This is a genomic window from Citrobacter sp. Cs237 (genome assembly GCF_030332325.1).
Taxonomy (GTDB): domain Bacteria; phylum Pseudomonadota; class Gammaproteobacteria; order Enterobacterales; family Enterobacteriaceae; genus Citrobacter_A; species Citrobacter_A sedlakii.
In genome coordinates this window covers 152,387-172,830 of the sequence record NZ_JAOWIB010000108.1, presented here as the reverse complement: position 1 = coordinate 172,830, position 20,444 = coordinate 152,387, and the positions used below count along the sequence as shown (strand labels likewise).

Here is a 20,444-nt window from a genome sequence, read left to right as displayed (position 1 = left end):
CTCAAGTTCCCGTATTTCCTGCCGATAGTTTTCCTGATTCCTCCCGAATGGGTAGTAATAACCGCTGGGAAATTGCCGGAATTATCGTTATATTGTCCGCTACATAACGATACGCACAGGAGCTTTCAATGGCACGTTCATGGCTACGTCTGGTTGCCGGGGCAACACTTTCTCTTACTCTTGCCGGGCAGGCGCTGGCAGGTGAGGGCAAAATCACCGTTTTTGCAGCGGCTTCGCTGACCAACGCGATGCAGGATATCGCGGCCGTTTATAAAAAAGAAAAAAACGTTGAGGTGGTTTCCTCTTTCGCATCCTCTTCTACCCTGGCGCGACAAATCGAAGCGGGCGCTCCGGCAGATGTGTTTATTTCCGCCGACCAGAAATGGATGGATTACGCGGTAGACAAAAAAGCGATAGATACCGCGTCACGCCAGACGCTGTTGGGGAACAGCCTGGTTGTCGTCGCGCCCAAAGCAAGCGAACAAAAAGATTTTACTGTCGACAACAAAACCAACTGGACCCGCCTGCTTGACGGCGGACGTCTGGCCGTAGGCGATCCGGAACATGTTCCGGCCGGCATTTACGCGAAAGAAGCGCTGCAAAAACTGGGCGCCTGGGATACGCTAGCGCCGAAACTGGCGCCTGCGGAAGACGTGCGCGGCGCGCTGGCGCTGGTGGAGCGTAACGAAGCGCCGCTGGGGATCGTTTACGGTTCCGATGCCGTCGCCAGTAAAGGCGTGAAAGTGGTGGCCACGTTCCCGGAAGCGTCACATCAGAAAGTGGAATACCCCATCGCCATAGTGGATGGACATAAAAACGCAACGGTCAGCGCCTTTTGTGATTACCTGAAAGGGCCGCAGGCGTCAGCTATTTTTAAACGTTACGGATTTACGACGAAGTAATGATACTGAGCGATCCCGAATGGCAGGCCGTACTTCTGAGCCTGAAAGTGTCATCCCTGGCCGTACTCTTCAGTCTGCCGTTTGGGATTTTCTTTGCCTGGCTGCTGGTGCGCTGTCGGTTCCCGGGCAAAGCATTGTTGGACAGCCTGTTGCATCTGCCGCTGGTCTTACCGCCGGTGGTAGTGGGATACCTGCTGTTGGTCTCGATGGGCCGTCGCGGAATTATCGGCCAGTGGTTGTATGACAGCTTCGGCATCACCTTTGCCTTTAGCTGGCGCGGCGCGGTGCTGGCGGCGGCAGTGATGTCGTTTCCCCTGATGGTGCGCGCTATCCGGCTGGCGCTGGAAGGGGTGGATACCCGACTGGAGCAGGCTGCCCGTACACTCGGCGCCGGGCGCTGGCGCGTCTTTTTCACTATTACTTTACCGCTTACGTTGCCGGGGATTATTGTGGGTACGGTGCTGGCGTTTGCTCGCTCGCTCGGCGAGTTTGGCGCGACCATTACCTTTGTTTCCAACATTCCCGGCGAAACGCGCACCCTTCCTTCGGCGATGTACACGCTGATCCAGACGCCCGGTGGGGAAAGCGCGGCGGCGCGGCTTTGCGTGATCTCCATCGTGCTGGCGTTGATTTCATTGCTGATCTCCGAATGGCTGGCGCGCATCAGCCGCACGCGGACGGGGCAATAATCATGCTGGAACTCAATTTCACCCAGACGTTGGGCACTCACCGCCTGACGATTAATGAAACGCTGCCCGCCAGCGGCATCACCGCCATTTTTGGCGTCTCCGGCGCGGGAAAAACCTCCTTAATCAACGCCATCAGCGGACTGACGACGCCGCAGACCGGCCGTATTATGCTTAATGGGCGGGTGCTGAACGACAGTGAGCGCCGCATCTGCCTGACGCCGGAAAAGCGCCGGGTGGGCTATGTGTTTCAGGATGCGCGGCTGTTTCCGCATTATAAAGTGCGCGGCAACCTGCGTTACGGCATGGCAAAAAGCATGGCCGGACAGTTCGACAAGCTGGTGGCGTTATTAGGTATCGAATCGTTGCTCGACCGTTTGCCGGGCGACCTCTCCGGCGGTGAAAAACAGCGGGTGGCGATAGGCCGGGCGCTACTGACCGCCCCGGAACTGCTGCTGCTTGACGAGCCGTTAGCCTCTCTGGACATTCCTCGAAAGCGTGAACTGCTGCCGTATCTACAACGACTGGCGCAGGAAATTAACATCCCGATGCTGTACGTCAGCCATTCACTGGATGAGATCCTTCATCTCGCGGATAACGTAATGGTGCTGGAAGACGGCCAGGTGAAAGCGTTTGGCGCGCTGGAGGAGGTCTGGGGAAGCAGCGTAATGCACCCGTGGCTGCCGAAAGAACAGCAGAGCAGTGTGCTCAAGGTCAGCGTGCTGGAACACCATCCACACTATGCGATGACCGCGCTGGCGCTGGGAGACCAGCATGTGTGGGTTAATAAGCTGGATGAACCGTTACACCGTACGTTGCGCATTCGCATTCAGGCGTCGGATGTATCGCTGGTACTGCAACCACCGCAGCAGACCAGTATCCGCAACGTTCTGCGGGCGAAGGTGATCAACTGTCTTGACGATTGCGGCCAGGTGGAAGTGCAGCTTGAAGTAGGCGGTAAAACGCTATGGGCGCGTATCAGCCCGTGGGCCAGAGATGAACTGGCTATCAAGCCTGGTCTCTGGCTGTACGCGCAAATCAAGAGCGTGTCGATTACCGCCTGATCACAGCAGGTGAGTGTAAATAAATTTGGCGATGCTGTCGGTCGTGTTATCGCCAATCACCACGTTGGCGCGGGCTTTCACCGCGTCATCGGCATTGCCCATCGCCACCCCGGTCCCGGCCGCCTCCAGCATGCTGATGTCATTGTAGTTGTCGCCAAAGGCAATCACGTTCGCCATCGAACCGCCCTGAGACTCGATCCATCGCGTCAGGCGATTCCCTTTACTGTTGCCTTTGCGGGCTATATCGACCTGATCGTGCCATGACCATTCGCATTCCAGTCCCAGCGCTTGCTCAACCTGTTTACCAAACTGCTGCAGTTTAGGAATATCTTCATCGGTCAGGGCAAATTTCCATACCGCGTTGACGTCATGGGCGGCCTGGGCCAGCGAAGGCACCTGCGTGAAGACCGGACGCTGCTCCGGCGGCAGCGTCTGCGCCCAGTTCGACGTGCGGATCACGTGTCCGGTCGGGCGTTCATACAGCATGGCGTTGTCGACATACATCAGGCCGTGGATCTGATGTTCATCCAGCATATCTATCAGTTGCAGTGCCTGGTTAACCGGCAGCGGGTCGGATTCAAGCACACTTTTTGCATGATAATCATACAAATAGGTGCCGTTACAGCAAATTGCAGGTGTATCCAGCTTCAGTGCCTGATAAAAAGGATGAATCGCAACGTGATGGCGCCCGGTGACGATGATAAGTTGATAGCCTGCGTCCTTTGCCCGGGAGAGCGCTTCGAGCGATGAAGGGAGCAAGGTCTTTTGCGGGGTCAGTAAGGTTCCATCCAAATCCAGGGCAATCACGCGTGCAGTCATAACGTTATCCAGATAAATGTTGAAAAATGCGTCTGCCGGAATGGTACACCGGGACGGGAAGCGGACAAATTAATTCAGCATTTACTGACAAAACCGTCTACGTTGGTAAATTGCAGCAGTTGCCAAAAGCCAAGGAGTATTCATGAAGCAAACAGTTTATACCGCCAGCCCAGAGAGTCAGCAGATCCATGTCTGGCGTCTGCAACACGACGGTGCATTGAGCCTGGTTCAGGTCGTCGACGTTCCGGGGCAGGTTCAGCCGATGGTGGTCAGCCCGGATAAACGTTTTCTGTACGTGGGCGTGCGACCTGAGTTCCGCGTACTGGCTTATCGGATTGCGCCGGATGATGGCGCGCTGACCTTCGCCGCTGAATCCGCGCTGCCGGGCAGCCCGACGCACATTTCCACCGATCATCAGGGGCGTTTCGTTTTTGTCGGCTCGTACAATGCCGGAAACGTCAGCGTCACGCGTCTGGAGGACGGGTTGCCGGTCGGGCTGGTAGACGTAGTGGAGGGGCTGGAGGGGTGCCACTCGGCTAATATTTCACCCGACAACCGCACCCTGTGGGTACCTGCGCTGAAGCAGGATCGCATCTGCCTGTTCACCCTGAGCGATGATGGCAAACTGGTGGCGCAGGAACCGGCGGAAGTGACCACCGTTGAAGGGGCGGGGCCGCGCCATATGGCGTTCCATCCAAACCAGCAGTACGCCTATTGTGTTAACGAACTGAACAGTTCCGTAGACGTCTGGGAGCTGAAAGATCCGCATGGCAAGATCGAATGCGTACAAACGCTGGATATGATGCCCGCTGATTTCGCCGATACGCGTTGGGCGGCGGACATTCATATTACGCCGGACGGACGTCATCTGTATGCCTGCGACCGGACCGCCAGCCTGATTACGGTGTTCAGCGTTTCCGAAGACGGCAGCGTGCTGAGCAAAGAGGGCTTCCAGCCGACCGAAACCCAGCCTCGCGGCTTCAACGTCGATCACAGCGGAAAATACCTGATTGCCGCCGGACAGAAATCGCACCATATCGCGGTGTATGAGATTTCCGGCGTGCAGGGATTATTAACGGAGAAAGGGCGTTATGCGGTTGGCCAGGGGCCGATGTGGGTCGTGGTTAACGCGTTTTAAGCCACGTAAACGGGCCGGGAAGGACTTTCCTGGCCGAATAAACGCGACAATGCGGAGTGTCGGGCGCTGCCGCCAACCGGCGGGGCGCTCACTCCGAAACCGGACGCCACAGCAGGTCGCTCTGGTCGGTCCATAATTTCAGCAGCAGGTTAAAAAAGCGCTCCGCAGGCGGCGAAAGAACCGCGTCTTTACGGCGAATGATGCCCAGCGTGCGGCGGATGACCGGTTCGACCAGCGGAATGCCGAGCAGCGTCGGGTGCGGCGTCTGCGGCATCGCCAGCCCCGGCAGCGCCGACACGCCAAGCCCCGCTTCGACCAGGCCGAGCGAGGTGGACAGATGGCGAACCTCATAAAACCACTCCAGCTTCCAGGGCTTATCCGCCAGCTGTTGCTCTATCAGCAGGCGGTTTCCGCTCGACGAGCGCACACCGATCAGCGTGTGATTCACCAGTTCCTGCCATTCAACCAGTTGTCTGCTGGCGAGGGGATGATCGCGCCGACATGCCAGGACGAACGGTTCGTTCACCAGCGGGGTAAAGTCTATCGATGAATTTGTGATGTTGTTCATGTTTATGCCGAAGTCAGCCTCATTGCAAAGAACGGACTCCATGCAATTATGCGTGCCCTGTTCCATAATGCGCACATTAATATTGGGGTATAACTCATTAAATTTCCCTATGGCCTGCGGTAAAAAATAGAACACCGCCGTTGGAATACAGGACAGGGTGATTCTGCCTCGCTGATGTGAATTCATTTCTCGAATATTAAACAGCATTTCATCAAGCTTTTTAATTATCTCCCGCGCTTCCGGTAACAGCATTTTGCCCGCTTTTGTTAACGTAACTTTACGCGTTGTCCGTTCAAAAAGAATTACCTGTAAATCTTCTTCCATCTTTTTTATTCTGCGTGTTAATGCAGGTTGCGTAATATTAAGTAATTTTGCAGCATTGTTAAAAGATTCTGACTCTGCCAGCGTGACAAACGCTTTCATACTTGATAGTTGGTGTTTCATTGCCACTCCACAAATAAAAAAGCTGGCGTCGCCAGCCCGGGAACAGGCCTCAGTTTACCTTTGGTCCACGCAGGATGATTAATAAATAAAAGTCACTAATAGGAAAATCAAAGTCATTAGCCAGGCCGTTTTTCACGTGTAATTCTGTTTTGCGTAATAATTATTGAGGACACTGACGTGAAAAAAATACCCTGCGTAATGATGCGTGGAGGAACCTCGCGCGGCGCATTTTTACGGGCTGAGGATCTGCCTGAGGATACGGCTCAACGCGACGCGGTATTAATATCGATTATGGGATCGGGCAATGAACTGGAGATAGACGGTATCGGTGGGGGAAATCCCCTGACCAGCAAGGTTGCCATCGTCAGCCGCTCCGCCGCCCCAGATGCCGATATCGATTATCTCTTTGCCCAGGTGCTGGTCCATGAGCAGCGCGTCGACACCACGCCAAACTGCGGCAACATGCTCTGCGCCGTCGGCGCGTTCGCTATAGAGCAAGGGCTGACTGCCGCCACTTCCCCTGTCACCCGGGTACGTATCCGCAACGTGAATACCCATACCCTTATTGAAGCGGACGTACAGACACCGAACGGCGCGGTGAATTATGAAGGAACGGTCAAAATCGACGGCGTACCGGGAACCGCGGCCCCCGTCGCGCTGACTTTCCTCAATGCCGCCGGGGCGAAAACCGGCAGGCTTTTCCCGACCGGTCAGCCGCTTAACTATTTTGACGCGGTGCCAACCACCTGTATCGATATGGCGATGCCGGTAGTGATGATTCCCGCCGACTATTTAGGTAAAACCGGCTATGAAACGGCGGCGGAACTGGACGGCGATGCGCAGCTTCTGGCGCGAATCGAGTCTATTCGTCTGCAGGCGGGGCTGGCGATGGGTCTGGGCGATGTCGCGAATAAGGTGATTCCGAAACCAGTATTAATTTCTCCACCACAAAAAGGCGGCACCCTGAATGTGCGTTATTTCATGCCGCACGCCTGCCATAAAGCGCTGGCGATAACCGGCGCGATTGCTATCGCCAGCAGTTGCGCGATTGCCGGTACCGTAACCCGTCAGATCATTCCGTTCCCCGGCAACGGCAAAATTACCCTCGAGCATCCGGGCGGCAGCCTCGATATTCAGTTAAGCAATCAAAGTGACGACCCAACAACGCTTCGCGCTTCCGTTATTCGCACCGCAAGGAAAATATTTTCCGGAGACGTTTATCTTCCGTAAGTGCCAAAAACACATTTCGTTGTGATTAAGGAATGTCGAACAGACAGCTGTCTATTTCTGCACAGATCCATCAGGACATAAAAATGAATGTGAAATCATTATGGAAGCTAATAACGATATTAGCGATCCCTTGCGTAATAGGTTTACTGCCTGCGCCTGCCGGTTTAAGCGAGCTGGCCTGGGTGCTGTTTGGCATTTATCTGGCGGCGATCGTCGGGCTGGTCATTAAACCTTTCCCGGAGCCGGTCGTGTTATTGATGGCCGTTGCGGCATCAATGGTGGTGGTCGGCAATTTAGGCGCCGGTCAGTTTAAGACCAGCAGCGTGCTGAGCGGTTATGCCTCCGGCACGACGTGGCTGGTGTTCTCCGCCTTTACCCTGAGCGCCGCTTTTGTCACTACCGGGCTGGGTAAACGCATCGCCTACATCCTGATCGGTAAAATCGGCAACACCACGCTGGGGTTGGGCTACGTCACCGTTTTTCTCGACCTGGTGCTCGCCCCGGCGACCCCGTCAAATACGGCGCGGGCAGGGGGGATTGTCCTGCCCATTATCAACAGCGTGGCGGTGGCGCTGGGATCGGAACCTGATAAAAGTCCGCGTCGCGTCGGGCATTACCTGATGATGACGGTGTATATGGTGACCAAGACCACCAGCTATATGTTTTTTACCGCGATGGCGGGAAATATTCTGGCGCTAAAAATGATCAACGACATCTGTCATCTGCAGATCAGCTGGGGCGGATGGGCGCTGGCAGCCTTGCTGCCAGGAATGGTGATGCTGCTGTTAGCGCCGCTGGTTATCTATTTCATGTACCCGCCGGAAATTAAGAAAGTAGATAATAAAACCATCGCCCGGGCGGGACTGGAGAATTTAGGGCCGATGAAAGTGCGCGAAAAAATGCTGCTGAGCATTTTCGTACTTGCCCTGCTGGGATGGATCTTCAGTAAAAGTCTCGGTATTGATGAATCCACAGTCGCTATCGTGGTAATGGGGGCGATGCTTCTGCTGGGCGTGGTGAGCTGGGACGACGTGGTCAAAAATAAAGGCGGCTGGAATACCTTAATCTGGTACGGCGGCATTATTGGTCTGAGTTCTTTATTATCGAAAGTGAAATTTTTCGACTGGCTGGCCGAGCTGTTCAAAAATAATATTTCCTTTGATAACCATAGCAATATCGCATTTTTTATCATTCTGTTTCTCAGCATTATCGTGCGTTATTTCTTTGCCTCCGGCAGCGCCTATATTGTGGCGATGATGCCGGTCTTCGCAATGCTGGCAAACGTCTCTGGCGCGCCATTAATGTTAACCGCGCTGGCGCTGCTTTTTTCCAACTCCTATGGCGGCATGGTAACCCATTACGGCGGCGCTGCTGGCCCGGTTATTTTCGGCGTGGGATATAACGACATTAAATCGTGGTGGCTGGTCGGCGCCATGCTGACATTCATCACTTTCCTGGTTCATATCACGCTGGGCGTCTGGTGGTGGAACCTGCTTATCGGCTGGAACATGCTGTAATCACTCATAGCGGTACGGAGTTTGTAATGATTAAGTTATATGAGAAAGGGATCTATCTCAGCGACAATAACGAGATAATTGCTGAAGAACACTATTCCGGCGCAGTCAGTAAAGACGATGCTAAAAAAGGCACTATCGCCTGGTCGATCCTGGCGGCGCATAATACCTCCGGCGACATGCGCAAACTGAAAATTAAATTTGATGCGCTCACCTCTCATGATATTACCTTTGTCGGCATTATTCAGACGGCAAAAGCCTCCGGTATGGAGCGGTTTCCACTGCCCTATGTCCTGACCAACTGCCATAACTCACTGTGCGCCGTCGGGGGGACGATAAACGGCGACGATCACCTGTTTGGCCTGTCGGCGGCGCAGCGTTATGGCGGTATTTTTGTGCCGCCGCACATCGCGGTCATCCATCAGTACATGCGCGAAATGATGGCCGGCGGCGGGAAGATGATCCTCGGTTCAGACAGCCATACCCGCTATGGCGCGCTGGGGACGATGGCCATTGGTGAAGGGGGCGGCGAACTGGTTAAGCAGCTGCTGAATGATACCTGGGACTGCGATTATCCGGGCGTGGTGGCGGTCTGGCTGACCGGTAAACCGGCGCCGGGCGTCGGCCCGCAGGACGTGGCGCTGGCGATTATTGGCGCGGTGTTCAAAAACGGCTACGTTAAAAATAAAGTGATGGAGTTTGTCGGGCCGGGCATCCGCAACCTCTCCACGGATTTCCGTAACAGCGTCGACGTCATGACCACGGAAACGACCTGTCTCAGCTCCGTCTGGCAGACCGATGAAGAAATTCAGCAATGGCTGGCCCTGCACGGACGCGAAGAGGCCTATCGCCCGCTGGCGCCGCAGCCGCTTGCCTATTACGACGGCTGCATCTCAGTGGATCTGAGCGCTATCAGGCCAATGATCGCCTTGCCTTTCCATCCGAGCAATGTCTATGAAATAGCAACGTTGCAGGAAAACTTAAGCGATATTCTGCACCAGGTTGAAGTTGACGCGCAGCGCATTGCGCAAGGGAAGGCCGGACTTTCGCTGCTCGATAAAGTCGATAACGGTCGTCTGAAGGTGCAGCAGGGGATCATTGCCGGCTGTTCCGGCGGCAACTATGAGAATGTGGTGGCTGCCGCCAACGCGCTGCGCGGACATTCATGCGGGGACAACGCCTTCTCGCTGTCCGTTTATCCCTCCTCACAGCCAGTATTTATGGCGCTGGCGAAGCAGGGGATGGTCAGCGATCTGATGGGCGCTGGCGCGATTATCCGCACCGCCTTCTGCGGTCCCTGTTTTGGTGCGGGCGATACGCCGGTGAATAACGGACTCAGCATTCGTCATACCACGCGTAACTTCCCCAACCGCGAGGGATCGAAGCCGGGCAACGGTCAGATGTCCGCCGTCGCGCTGATGGATGCGCGTTCCGTGGCCGCCACTGCGGCGAACGGCGGCGTGCTTACCGCCGCAACGGAGCTGGACTGCTGGGATAACGTACCGGCCTACCGCTTCGATCCTGCGCCCTACCAGAATCGCGTCTATCAGGGCTTTGTGAAAGGCGCCACCGCACAGCCACTGATCTACGGGCCGAATATCAAAGACTGGCCGGAAATGGGCGCGCTGACCGATAATATTCTGCTGAAGGTGTGCGCGAAAATCCTCGACGACGTCACCACCACCGATGAGCTTATTCCGTCCGGCGAAACCTCTTCTTATCGTTCAAATCCGGTGGGACTGGCGGAATTTACCCTGTCGCGCCGCGACCCGGAATATGTGGGCAGAAGCAAAACGGTCGCCGCGCTGGAGAAACAGCGGCGGGCGGGAGAGACGGACGAACTGACTTCGGTATTTGCGGGTATACGGCAAATCGCCGGTCAGGAGCGGGTGGTTGCGGCTGAAACCGGTATTGGCAGCGTAATTTATGCCGTGAAGCCCGGCGATGGCTCTGCGCGCGAGCAGGCGGCAAGCTGTCAGCGCGTGATTGGCGGGCTGGCGAATGTTGCGCAGGAATATGCCACCAAACGCTACCGCTCAAATGTGATTAACTGGGGAATGCTGCCGCTGCAAATGGCGGAAGCGCCGTCGTTTGAAGTGGACGACTATATTTATATCCCCGGCATACGCGCGGCGCTGGAGCGCTGCGGCGAAAAAATGACGGCATGGGTAATTCGTGATGGCGCGCCGGTGGGCGAAATCAGTCTGTATATGGAAAGTCTCACCGCCGAGGAGGGTGAAATCATTAAGGCGGGCAGCCTGATTAATTTCAACCGGGCGCGTCTGACGCCATGATGTGAAAACGGGTCGTCACGGTAAGGTGACGACCCGCAGGTCTGCTATGCGTAGCGTCATCAGGCCGGTATTATCCGGCCTGCGTTTTTACTGCTTCGGCTCTGCCACCACTTTACTGCCCACGCCGCGGTTATTGTATTCCCACATGCGGTTAAAGTTGGTGTCGTTCAGGTTACGCTGAATCTCGCCTTTATCATCCTGCGCCCCGGTGTTACCGGCGAACGGACGTTTAGAGATCACCGCGTCAGCCCACGGCGTCGCGCGATTAAAGCCTTCGTTGATCACGCTGTCGCGGATCACCACCTGACCATTGGTATTGCTGTCGACATCCAGCGAACGGCCTAACTGCGCCACGCCGTCACCGGCGGCGGTAAAGCGGCTGTTGGTCGCCAGGAAGCCGTAATAGATGTTAGATAAGGTTGCCGGTGCGAAGACATATGCTTCCTGCTGGGTACGAGAGTTGACCACGCGGAAATCGGTGTTATCAAACACCACCGCGCCACGCCCGGAAACGATATCCACGTCGCCTTCGATATAGCTATTGGTCACCAGCGTACGGGGTTGACGATCGTTGACCAGGCGGTTTTGCACGCCGCTGTTGGTGACAAAGAATGTGTTCTGGCGACCCAGAATATTCACATTGTTGATCTGCACTTTGTCGCCATCGCTGCGAAGCGCCACGGCAGGGTGATTACCCGCGTCCACGCTGTCGCCGAGATTGTTCTCAACGGTCAGGTTTTGCAACTGCAGGCCGTTGTTCTGCGACCACAATATCGCGGAACACATCATGCCAATGGTCGCGCCGCGTTTGCTCTGGCAGTTATCGAACATATACCAGGCTGGTTTACCGGGCATGTATTTGCCTCCCGGATTGACGACGCGGCGCCAGTCGGCAGTGCTCATCTCACCGTCAATCGCCGCGCCAATTTTGACGTCCAGCGGTTTCTCGCCGGTACCGTAAAGCGTCAGGCTGCCCGGCGCGGCAGGAATGTACACGGTGCCCTGGTAGTCGCCCGGCATAATCGCAATGTACTGACGTTTATTCGTACGGGTTGTGATCGCCGCATCGACCGCCGCCTGGATAGTGGTGTGCGTCACGCCCTGGGTTCCTGCCGGCCCCACCACAAAGTCAGGCTGCGCCGGCAGGGTAATTGCCGACGGCGTCCACGGCGCGGTGTTTGGCGTCAGCGACGAAAAATACGTTTTCGCGACAAAATTCTGCGCTTCACTGGCCGATAAAATCGGGCGCGAGGCGGTCCCCGGCGCGGTTTGATCGGAAGGGATTTGGTCTGGTGGCGTAGAGCTACAGGCGGTCAGCGTCACGCCAAAAGCCAGTGCCAGCGCCAGACGGGAAACTGATGATGTGTTCACGAGTTGCTCCGGGCTAATTAAGTGTCCATTGAAGCCTGCTTTTTTATACTAAGTTGAACGAAACGGGAAGGTGAAAAGGCAAAAAGTTGTTTTTTAACTCAGCATTAGCGGATTCTTCGCGTTTTGAAGTCACAATTAAGTAACATTTTTAATCCGGAAGATTGACTTCCCCGCGGCGATCTCAAATAAATGTCTATACAACCTAAGACAAGTGGAGAAAGCATGTCGCAACTGTTACCCGGGGATAAGGTCTGGCGAAATCTCCGTCTCGCTACGCTGGATCCGCACATCGACGCCCCGTATGGGATACTTGAACATCATGCACTGATTATTCGCGGCGAAAAAATCCTGTCTGTTATTCCTGAAGCCGAATTGCCGACCCGCCATGCCAATACCGCCAATCTTGAGGGCCGACTGGTTACCCCCGGTCTGATTGACTGCCACACGCATCTGATTTTTGGCGGCAACCGCGCCAGTGAATGGGAGCAGCGGTTGAACGGCGTCTCGTATCAGCAGATCAGCGCTCAGGGCGGCGGCATTAACGCCACGGTGTCAGCGACCCGGACGGCGACAGAAGATGTGCTTTACCGCGTCGCCAGAGACAGAATGCAGCGTTTAGCCCGTGAAGGGGTAACGCTACTGGAAATAAAATCCGGCTACGGACTGGATATCGCCAGCGAAGAAAAGATGCTGCGCGTGGCTGCCCGGCTGGCGGCCGACGGAATGATGGAGATCAGCCCTACGCTGCTGGCGACGCACGCCACCCCGCAGGAATTTCGCGACGATCCTGACGGCTATATCGACCTTGTCTGCGACGTCATTTTGCCGCAGCTATGGCAAAAAGGGCTGTTTGAAGCGGTCGATCTGTTCTGCGAAAGCGTTGGCTTTACGCTTGCGCAAAGCGAACGGGTGCTTCGCGCGGCGCAGGCGCTGGGTATACCGGTAAAAGGGCACGTGGAGCAGTTGTCTCCGCTCGGCGGCGCGCAGTTGGTCAGCCGCTATCGTGGACTGTCTGCCGATCATATTGAGTATCTGGACGAGGCGGGCGTGGCGGCGATGCACCGAAGCGGCACTGTCGGCGTGCTGCTGCCGGGGGCGTTTTATTTCCTGAAAGAGAAACAGACTCCTCCCGTTGGACTGCTTCGCCGCTACGGCGTGCCGATGGCGGTGGCGAGCGACTTTAATCCCGGCACCAGCCCGTTTATCAGCTTGCACCTGGCGATGAATATGGCCTGCGTGCAGTTTGGCCTGACGCCGGAAGAAGCCTGGGCGGGGGTCACGCGTCACGCCGCGCGCGCGCTGGGTCGCCAGTCGACGCACGGTCAACTTACGGCCGGCTATAGGGCGGATTTCGCGATCTGGGACGCGGAACATCCGGTAGAGATCGTGTACGAACCGGGGCGCAACCCGCTGTTTCAACGCGTCTTTCGGGGGGATATCGTATGACGCAATGGCAACCTGTTTCCACTGCGCTGTGGCAGGGACGTGATGATCGCGCGGAGGCGGCGAATGCGCTGCGTCTGTGTCAGACCATCGAAATAAGCCGGACGTTTTCGCCCGGGCATTATCGTGACCGGATTGCGCTGCTGGGCTTTGCCTGTGATGAAGGCGTTAAGCGTAACCACGGACGCCCCGGCGCCGCTGGCGCCCCGGACGCGCTGCGTAAAGCGCTGGCGAATCTCGCCTGCCACGCCGGACATGAGCGACTGGTGGATATGGGCAATATTCTGGCGCCAGGCGCGGATCTGGAAGGGGCGCAACAGGCGTTAAGGGATGCGGTACATCGCTGCCAGCAGGCAGGTGTGCGCACCTTTGTACTCGGTGGGGGGCATGAGACGGCGTTCGGGCATGGCGCGGGTGTTTATGATGCTTTTGCGGCTGAACGCATCGGAATTATCAATCTTGACGCTCACCTGGATCTGCGTTTCGCCGGACGCCCCAGTTCTGGTACGCCGTTTCGCCAACTGGCGCAACTGTGCGACCAGCAGCAGCGTGGGTTTCACTATGCCTGCTTTGGCGTCAGCCGGGCGGCAAATACCCAGGCGCTGTGGGATGAGGCGCAAACCCGCCGGGTGACGGTAGTTGAAGATCTCTATTGCGATGACGCGCAGGCGACGCTTGCGGCGTTTATCGGACGGGTCGATAAAATTTATCTCACCGTCGATCTCGACGTGCTTCCCGGCGCGGCGATGCCTGCGGTTTCAGCACCCGCCGCGCTGGGAGTACCGCTGTCGACCCTGCTGCGGCTGATTGAGCCGATTTGTCGCAGCGGCAAGCTTCAGGCGGTGGATATGGTTGAATTTAATCCGCGCTTTGATAATGATGGCAGCGCGGCGCGCGTTGCGGCGCGGCTTGGCTGGCAGATCGTTTACTGGTGGCAATAAGCCATTAGCGACGGCTTCCGTCAACCCTGGTTTGATGAAAAGGTAAATGTACGCATGAATGTCCTTCGACCCCGCGCGACACCCGCGCCGTATTATGAAACGGTAAAACGGGCGATCAGCGAGAAGATCGCCAGCGGCGTCTGGCAGCCGCACGATCGCATTCCGTCTGAAGCGGCGCTGGTGACGCAATACGGCTACAGCCGGATGACCATTAACCGCGCACTGCGCGAGCTGACCGACGAAGGGCTGTTGGTGCGGTTACAAGGGGTTGGAACCTTTGTCGCCGAGCCAAAAGGTCAGTCGGCGCTGTTCGAGATTCGTAGCATCGCGGATGAAATCACTGCCCGTTCGCATCAGCACCGTTGCGACGTGCGGGTGCTGGAAAGAAGCCCCGCGAATGCCCTACAGGCGGCTGCGCTGAAGATCAACGAAGGCAGCGATATTTTTCATTCCGTGATGGTGCACTTCGAAAATGAATTGCCGGTACAAATTGAAGATCGCATCGTCAATGCACAGGTGGTGCCCGACTATCTGGCGCAGGATTACAGCCAGACCACGCCGCACGCTTATCTGTCGTTGATCGCCCCGCTCACGGAAGGGGAGCACATTGTGGAAGCGGTTCGTGCCAGCGCCGAAGAGTCTGCGTTATTAACCATCAACGAAACCGAACCCTGCCTGTTGATCCGCCGCACCACCTGGTCCGCCACGCAAATCGTCTCCCACGCGCGGCTGCTTTTCCCCGGTTCCCGTTACCGCTTGCAGGGCCATTTCTCTTCCTGACCCTGCGTCCTGGAAAGCGTGATTGCTGACGCAATATGATAAAAATGTTTCTTTTCTGTTAAATTCAGCCTTGTTATGTCTTGTATAGACAAGTATATGTTTATGCCATAGCTGAATCATTCCCTACGTCGGTATCGTCAGGTCCGGCCCTTCAGGAGAGGCAGTGTTATGTCATATAGCAAATACCGTCAGCAGACGATCCGCGCGCCGCGGGGAACCACCTTAACGGCCAAAAGTTGGTTAAGCGAAGCGCCGCTGCGTATGTTAATGAACAACCTGGATCCGGATGTTGCCGAAAATCCCTATGCGCTGGTGGTCTACGGCGGCATTGGTCGGGCGGCCCGCAACTGGGACTGTTTTGACGCCATTGTTAAGGCGCTGACTGCGCTGGAGGACGATGAAACCCTGCTGGTGCAGTCCGGTAAGCCGGTCGGCGTATTTAAGACCCACCGCAACGCGCCGCGCGTGCTGATCGCCAATTCCAATCTGGTCCCTCACTGGGCCACCTGGGAACATTTTAACGAACTGGATGCGAAAGGGCTGGCGATGTACGGCCAGATGACCGCCGGGAGCTGGATCTACATAGGCAGTCAGGGAATTGTGCAGGGCACGTATGAAACGTTTGTCGAAGCGGGGCGCCAACATTATCACGGCGAGTTGCGCGGACGCTGGGTGCTGACGGCGGGACTCGGCGGCATGGGCGGCGCGCAGCCGTTAGCGGCGACGCTGGCGGGGGCCTGTTCCCTGAACATTGAATGCCAGCAGAGTCGTATCGATTTTCGCCTGCGCACCCGCTATGTTGATGAGCAGGCGACCTCGCTGGACGACGCGCTGGCGCGCATCGAAAACTACACCCGTGAAGGCCGCGCGGTGTCTGTCGCCCTGTGCGCTAACGCCGCGGACGTGCTGCCCGAGCTGGTAAAACGCGGCGTGCGTCCGGATCTGGTGACTGACCAGACCAGCGCCCACGATCCGCTGCACGGCTATCTGCCTTCCGGCTGGGACTGGCAGACATACCAGCAGAAGGCGGTTTCCGATCCGCAGGAAACCGTCGAAGCCGCAAAGCGCTCTATGGCGAAGCACGTGCAGGCCATGCTGGCATTTCACAGGATGGGGGTGCCCACGTTTGATTACGGCAACAATATTCGTCAGATGGCGAAAGAGATGGGCGTGGACAACGCCTTTGATTTTCCCGGTTTTGTACCCGCCTATATTCGTCCGCTGTTCTGCCGCGGCATCGGCCCGTTCCGTTGGGTGGCGCTCTCCGGCGATCCTGAGGATATTTATAAAACCGACGCCAAAGTGAAAGAGATCGTCGCGGACGATGCGCACCTGCATCGCTGGCTGGACATGGCCCGCGAGCGGATCCGCTTTCAGGGGCTTCCGGCGCGCATCTGTTGGGTCGGGCTGTCGTTACGTCAAAAGATCGGACTGGCGTTTAACGACATGGTGCGTCGCGGCGAACTTTCCGCGCCGATTGTCATTGGTCGCGACCACCTGGACTCCGGCTCCGTTGCCAGTCCGAACCGTGAAACGGAAGCGATGCGCGACGGCTCCGACGCGGTGTCCGACTGGCCGCTGCTTAACGCGTTACTCAATACCGCCAGTGGCGCGACCTGGGTGTCGCTGCATCACGGCGGCGGCGTCGGCATGGGCTTCTCGCAGCATGCCGGGATGGTGATTGTGTGCGACGGCAGCGATGACGCCGCGGAGCGAATCGCCCGCGTGCTGCACAACGATCCGGCGACCGGCGTGATGCGCCATGCCGACGCGGGTTATGAGATCGCCATTGAGTGCGCCGCTGAACACCAGCTTAATCTGCCGATGGTTGCGGCAACCCAGGAGAAACGCTGATATGAACACCTTGACCTTAACACCGGGGCAGCTCACTTTTTCGCAGCTTTGTGATGTCTGGCGGCAGCCGGTCAGGCTGACGCTTGATGCCAGCGCCATCGACGGCATTCACGCCAGCGTCGCCTGCGTGAACAAGATTGTGGCGGAGGGGCGCACGGCCTACGGCATTAATACCGGCTTTGGCCTGCTGGCCCAGACGCGGATCGCCGATCACGATCTGCAAAATCTTCAGCGCGCGCTGGTGCTGTCACATGCCGCAGGGGTTGGCGAAGCGCTGGATGATGCGATGGTGCGCCTGATCATGGTGCTGAAGATCAACAGCCTGGCGCGCGGGTTTTCCGGTATCCGTCTGTGCGTGATCGAGGCGCTGATCGCGCTGGTAAACGCCGAGGTCTATCCGCTGATCCCGGCGAAAGGCTCGGTGGGCGCATCGGGGGATTTAGCGCCGCTGGCGCACCTGTCGCTTACTCTGCTCGGCGAGGGAAAAGCGCGCGTTCAGGGGGAATGGCTACCGGCCAAAGAGGCGCTGAAAAAAGCCGGGCTGGCGCCGCTGACCCTGGCGGCGAAAGAGGGATTAGCGCTGCTCAATGGCACTCAGGCGTCAACGGCGTTCGCGCTGCGCGGCCTGTTTGAAGCCCAGGAACTGTTTGCCTCCGCCGTGGTTTGCGGCGCATTAACCACTGAAGCGGTGCTGGGATCGCGCCGTCCGTTTGACGCGCGGATCCATGCCGCACGGGGGCAGCCTGGACAAATTGACGCGGCGGCGCTGTACCGTCATGTGCTAACGGAAACCAGCGCGCTGTCGCAGTCGCACCATAACTGCGACAAAGTGCAGGATCCGTATTCACTGCGTTGTCAGCCGCAGGTGATGGGCGCGTGTCTGACCCAGATGCGCCAGGTGAGAGAGGTTTTGCTGATCGAAGCCAACGCGGTGTCCGATAACCCGCTGGTTTTTGCGCAGGAGGGTGATGTCATCTCCGGCGGTAATTTTCACGCCGAACCGGTGGCGATGGCGGCAGACAACCTGGCGCTGGCGATTGCCGAAATCGGCGCGCTCGCTGAGCGTCGAATTGCGTTGATGATGGATAAACACATGTCGCAACTGCCGCCGTTCCTGGTAAAAAATGGCGGCGTGAACTCCGGCTTTATGATTGCCCAGGTGACGGCGGCGGCGCTGGCCAGCGAGAACAAGGCGCTGGCGCATCCGCACAGCGTTGACAGTCTGCCAACCTCAGCGAATCAGGAAGATCATGTGTCGATGGCGCCGGCGGCAGGGCGCAGGCTGTGGGAGATGGCGGCCAATACCCGCGGCGTGTTGGCGGTCGAGTGGCTGGCGGCCTGTCAGGGGATCGATCTGCGCGACGGACTGACGTCCAGTCCGCTGCTTGAGCAGGCGCGCGCAACGTTACGCGAGCAGGTTGCCCACTATACCGACGACCGTTTCTTTGCCCCGGACATAGAATGCGCGACCGAACTGCTGGCGCAGGGAGCGCTGCTGCGTTTAGTGCCGGACTTTCTGTAAGGAGTACCGGATGGCGGCACGTTAGCGTCGCCATCCGTTATCAGGTTAACTGAACATGGCGGTGATCGACGCGCTGGCGAGCGCGTGGAAATGGACGTTAAAGCCGACCATCGCGCCGCTGGCCTCTTCATCGACCTCGATACGATCCACGTCCAGCGCATGAACTGTAAAGATATAGCGGTGCGTTTCGCCTTTCGGCGGCGCCGCGCCGCCGTAGCCCGCTTTACCGAAATCGGTGCGGGTCTGCACCACGCCGTCCGGTAGCGCCACCAGACCGGAGCCGAAACCCTGGGTCAGAACGCGGGTGTCGGCGGGTAAATTCGCTACGCCCCAGTGCCACCAGCCGGAGCCGGTGGGCGCATCGGGGTCGAAACAGGTCACGACAAAACTTTTCGTTCCTGCCGGAACGTCATCCCAGGCCAGATGCGGCGAAATATTATCGCCGTCGTAACCCATGCCGTTAAAAACGTGACGCAGCGGAAGCTTATCGCCGTCGCGGAAATCGTTACTGATGAGTTTCATGCTGATTCCTCCCTTAACCAAAAAGTTTAGCCAGAAACGTTTTAGTTTACCGCCAATTAAACGCGAAAAAATGTTTCTTCGCGCACAGCTTCGTTAACCGCCTGCGTCAGACAACGCAGTTGCTCCGGCTGGATAATGTACGGCGGCATCAGGTAGATGAGTTTGCCGAACGGACGCACCCAGACGCCCCGCTGGACAAAGAATTTTTGCAGCGCCGCCATATTGACCGGATGAGTGGTTTCCACCACGCCGATCGCGCCGAGCACGCGCACGTCCGCGACCCATGGCGAATCTGCCGCCGCGGCCAGTTCGGCACGCAGTTGCGCTTCAATGGCCGCCACCTGCTGCTGCCAGTCGCCGGATGCCAGCAACGTCAGGCTGGCGTTTGCCGCCGCGCAGGCCAGCGGGTTAGCCATAAATGTCGGGCCGTGCATAAAACACCCGGCGTCGCCGTTGCTGATAGTGTCGGCGATCTGGCGGGTGGCGAGGGTGGCGGAAAGGGTCATCGTGCCGCCGGTGAGCGCTTTACCCAGACAGAGAATATCCGGCGATACCCCGGCGTGCTCGCAGGCAAACAGTTTGCCGGTGCGGCCAAAACCGGTGGCGATCTCGTCGGCGATCAGCAGAATGCCTTCCCGGTCACACATCTTACGGATGCGCTGCAGCCACTGGGGATTGTACATGCGCATTCCGCCCGCGCCCTGGACGATGGGTTCGAGGATCACTGCGGCGATCTCATGCCGGTGTGCGGCCATCAGGCGGGCGAACGCCACCATATCGCGCTCATCCCATTCGCCGCCCATCCGGCTTTGCGGCGCCGGGGCAAACAGGTTTTCCGGCAGATAGCCCTTCCACAGGCTGTGCATGGAGTTGTCCGGATCGCAGACAGACATGGCGCCGAACGTGTCGCCGTGGTAGCCGTTGCGAAACGTCAGGAAACGCTGTCGCGATTCGCCTTTTGCCTGCCAGTATTGCAGCGCCATTTTCATCGCCACTTCAACGGCCACGGAACCGGAATCCGCAAGGAAAACGCACGTCAGCGGCTCGGGCGTCATCGCCACCAGTTTACGGCACAGGTCGATGGCCGGTGCATGGGTAATGCCGCCAAACATCACGTGCGACATGGCGTCAATTTGCGTTTTCATCGCCGCGTTGAGTATGGGATGGTTGTAGCCGTGGATCGCCGCCCACCACGACGACATGCCGTCAATGAGGTGTTCGCCGCTGGTGAGGATCAGTTCGCAACCTTCCGCGCGCGCGACCGGATACACCGGTAGCGGAGAGGTCATGGAGGTATAAGGGTGCCAGATATGGCGCCGATCGAAAGCGAGATCGTCCGTTGTCATAATCGA

Annotated in this window: 17 protein-coding genes; 12 read left to right on the top strand and 5 right to left on the bottom strand. The window is 57.5% G+C overall.

The window, feature by feature from the left end:
- Positions 1 to 128: 128 nt before the first annotated feature.
- The 3 genes from modA to modC are packed head-to-tail and all read left to right on the top strand — an operon-like array spanning position 129 to position 2,652.
- The gene (gene modA / locus OGY07_RS17870; protein WP_181821749.1) at positions 129 to 902 is read left to right on the top strand and encodes a molybdate ABC transporter substrate-binding protein; all 774 of its coding nucleotides are present in this window, start codon (positions 129 to 131) and stop codon (positions 900 to 902) included.
- Complete coding sequence (gene modB, locus OGY07_RS17865; protein WP_042285202.1) at positions 902 to 1,591, top strand: molybdate ABC transporter permease subunit; 690 nt, start codon at positions 902 to 904, stop codon at positions 1,589 to 1,591. The genes modA and modB overlap by 1 nt, the downstream gene beginning before the upstream one ends.
- A gap of 2 nt (positions 1,592 to 1,593) precedes the next feature.
- Positions 1,594 to 2,652: a molybdenum ABC transporter ATP-binding protein ModC gene (gene modC, locus OGY07_RS17860; protein WP_199956416.1), complete on the top strand. Its 1,059-nt coding sequence runs from the start codon at positions 1,594 to 1,596 to the stop codon at positions 2,650 to 2,652.
- Here the strand turns inward: modC and OGY07_RS17855 are convergent, their stop codons facing one another.
- Positions 2,653 to 3,471 (bottom strand): pyridoxal phosphatase, encoded by an 819-nt coding sequence (locus tag OGY07_RS17855; RefSeq protein ID WP_060569938.1) that lies wholly within the window; start codon positions 3,469 to 3,471, stop codon positions 2,653 to 2,655. It lies immediately after the preceding gene.
- A 142-nt stretch (positions 3,472 to 3,613) separates the two neighbouring features.
- Between OGY07_RS17855 and pgl the strand changes: the two genes are divergently transcribed.
- Positions 3,614 to 4,609: a 6-phosphogluconolactonase gene (pgl, locus tag OGY07_RS17850; protein ID WP_200033774.1), complete on the top strand. Its 996-nt coding sequence runs from the start codon at positions 3,614 to 3,616 to the stop codon at positions 4,607 to 4,609.
- Between the two features lie 88 nt (positions 4,610 to 4,697).
- Here the strand turns inward: pgl and OGY07_RS17845 are convergent, their stop codons facing one another.
- Entirely contained in the window at positions 4,698 to 5,621 is a 924-nt protein-coding gene (locus OGY07_RS17845) for a LysR family transcriptional regulator (protein ID WP_042285191.1), read from the bottom strand.
- A gap of 177 nt (positions 5,622 to 5,798) precedes the next feature.
- Between OGY07_RS17845 and OGY07_RS17840 the strand changes: the two genes are divergently transcribed.
- From OGY07_RS17840 to OGY07_RS17830, 3 genes are all read left to right on the top strand, one after another.
- On the top strand, positions 5,799 to 6,851 hold the full coding sequence (locus OGY07_RS17840; protein WP_286602145.1) for a 4-oxalomesaconate tautomerase: 1,053 nt from the start codon (positions 5,799 to 5,801) through the stop codon (positions 6,849 to 6,851).
- 83 nt (positions 6,852 to 6,934) lie between these two features.
- On the top strand, positions 6,935 to 8,368 hold the full coding sequence (locus OGY07_RS17835) for an anion permease (RefSeq protein WP_042285185.1): 1,434 nt from the start codon (positions 6,935 to 6,937) through the stop codon (positions 8,366 to 8,368).
- Between the two features lie 26 nt (positions 8,369 to 8,394).
- The gene (locus OGY07_RS17830) at positions 8,395 to 10,659 is read left to right on the top strand and encodes a hydratase (RefSeq protein WP_286602142.1); all 2,265 of its coding nucleotides are present in this window, start codon (positions 8,395 to 8,397) and stop codon (positions 10,657 to 10,659) included.
- Positions 10,660 to 10,746: 87 nt separating this feature from the next.
- On the opposite strand, the gene OGY07_RS17825 is transcribed toward OGY07_RS17830, so the two are convergent.
- Positions 10,747 to 12,030 (bottom strand): putative acyl-CoA thioester hydrolase, encoded by a 1,284-nt coding sequence (locus OGY07_RS17825; RefSeq protein WP_286602139.1) that lies wholly within the window; start codon positions 12,028 to 12,030, stop codon positions 10,747 to 10,749.
- 222 nt (positions 12,031 to 12,252) lie between these two features.
- Here OGY07_RS17825 and hutI point away from each other — a divergent pair, with 222 nt between their 5' ends.
- The 5 genes from hutI (at position 12,253) to hutH (ending at position 18,570) form a co-directional block, all read left to right on the top strand.
- Positions 12,253 to 13,476: an imidazolonepropionase gene (hutI, locus tag OGY07_RS17820; RefSeq protein ID WP_286602137.1), complete on the top strand. Its 1,224-nt coding sequence runs from the start codon at positions 12,253 to 12,255 to the stop codon at positions 13,474 to 13,476.
- The gene (hutG, locus tag OGY07_RS17815; protein WP_286602134.1) at positions 13,473 to 14,414 is read left to right on the top strand and encodes a formimidoylglutamase; all 942 of its coding nucleotides are present in this window, start codon (positions 13,473 to 13,475) and stop codon (positions 14,412 to 14,414) included. The genes hutI and hutG overlap by 4 nt, the downstream gene beginning before the upstream one ends.
- Positions 14,415 to 14,468: 54 nt before the next feature.
- Positions 14,469 to 15,194: a histidine utilization repressor gene (locus OGY07_RS17810; RefSeq protein ID WP_181821739.1), complete on the top strand. Its 726-nt coding sequence runs from the start codon at positions 14,469 to 14,471 to the stop codon at positions 15,192 to 15,194.
- 168 nt (positions 15,195 to 15,362) lie between these two features.
- Complete coding sequence (gene hutU, locus OGY07_RS17805; protein ID WP_286602130.1) at positions 15,363 to 17,048, top strand: urocanate hydratase; 1,686 nt, start codon at positions 15,363 to 15,365, stop codon at positions 17,046 to 17,048.
- A 1-nt stretch (position 17,049) separates the two neighbouring features.
- Positions 17,050 to 18,570, top strand: coding sequence for a histidine ammonia-lyase (gene hutH / locus OGY07_RS17800; RefSeq protein WP_286602128.1), 1,521 nt, complete (start codon positions 17,050 to 17,052; stop codon positions 18,568 to 18,570).
- 45 nt (positions 18,571 to 18,615) lie between these two features.
- Here hutH and OGY07_RS17795 read toward each other — a convergent pair whose 3' ends face one another.
- Entirely contained in the window at positions 18,616 to 19,092 is a 477-nt protein-coding gene (locus OGY07_RS17795; RefSeq protein ID WP_060569929.1) for a kinase inhibitor, read from the bottom strand.
- 56 nt (positions 19,093 to 19,148) lie between these two features.
- Positions 19,149 to 20,438 carry an adenosylmethionine--8-amino-7-oxononanoate transaminase gene (bioA, locus tag OGY07_RS17790; protein ID WP_286602124.1) on the bottom strand — a complete coding sequence of 430 codons (1,290 nt, stop codon included), beginning with the start codon at positions 20,436 to 20,438 and terminating at the stop codon, positions 19,149 to 19,151.
- Positions 20,439 to 20,444 lie beyond the last annotated feature (6 nt).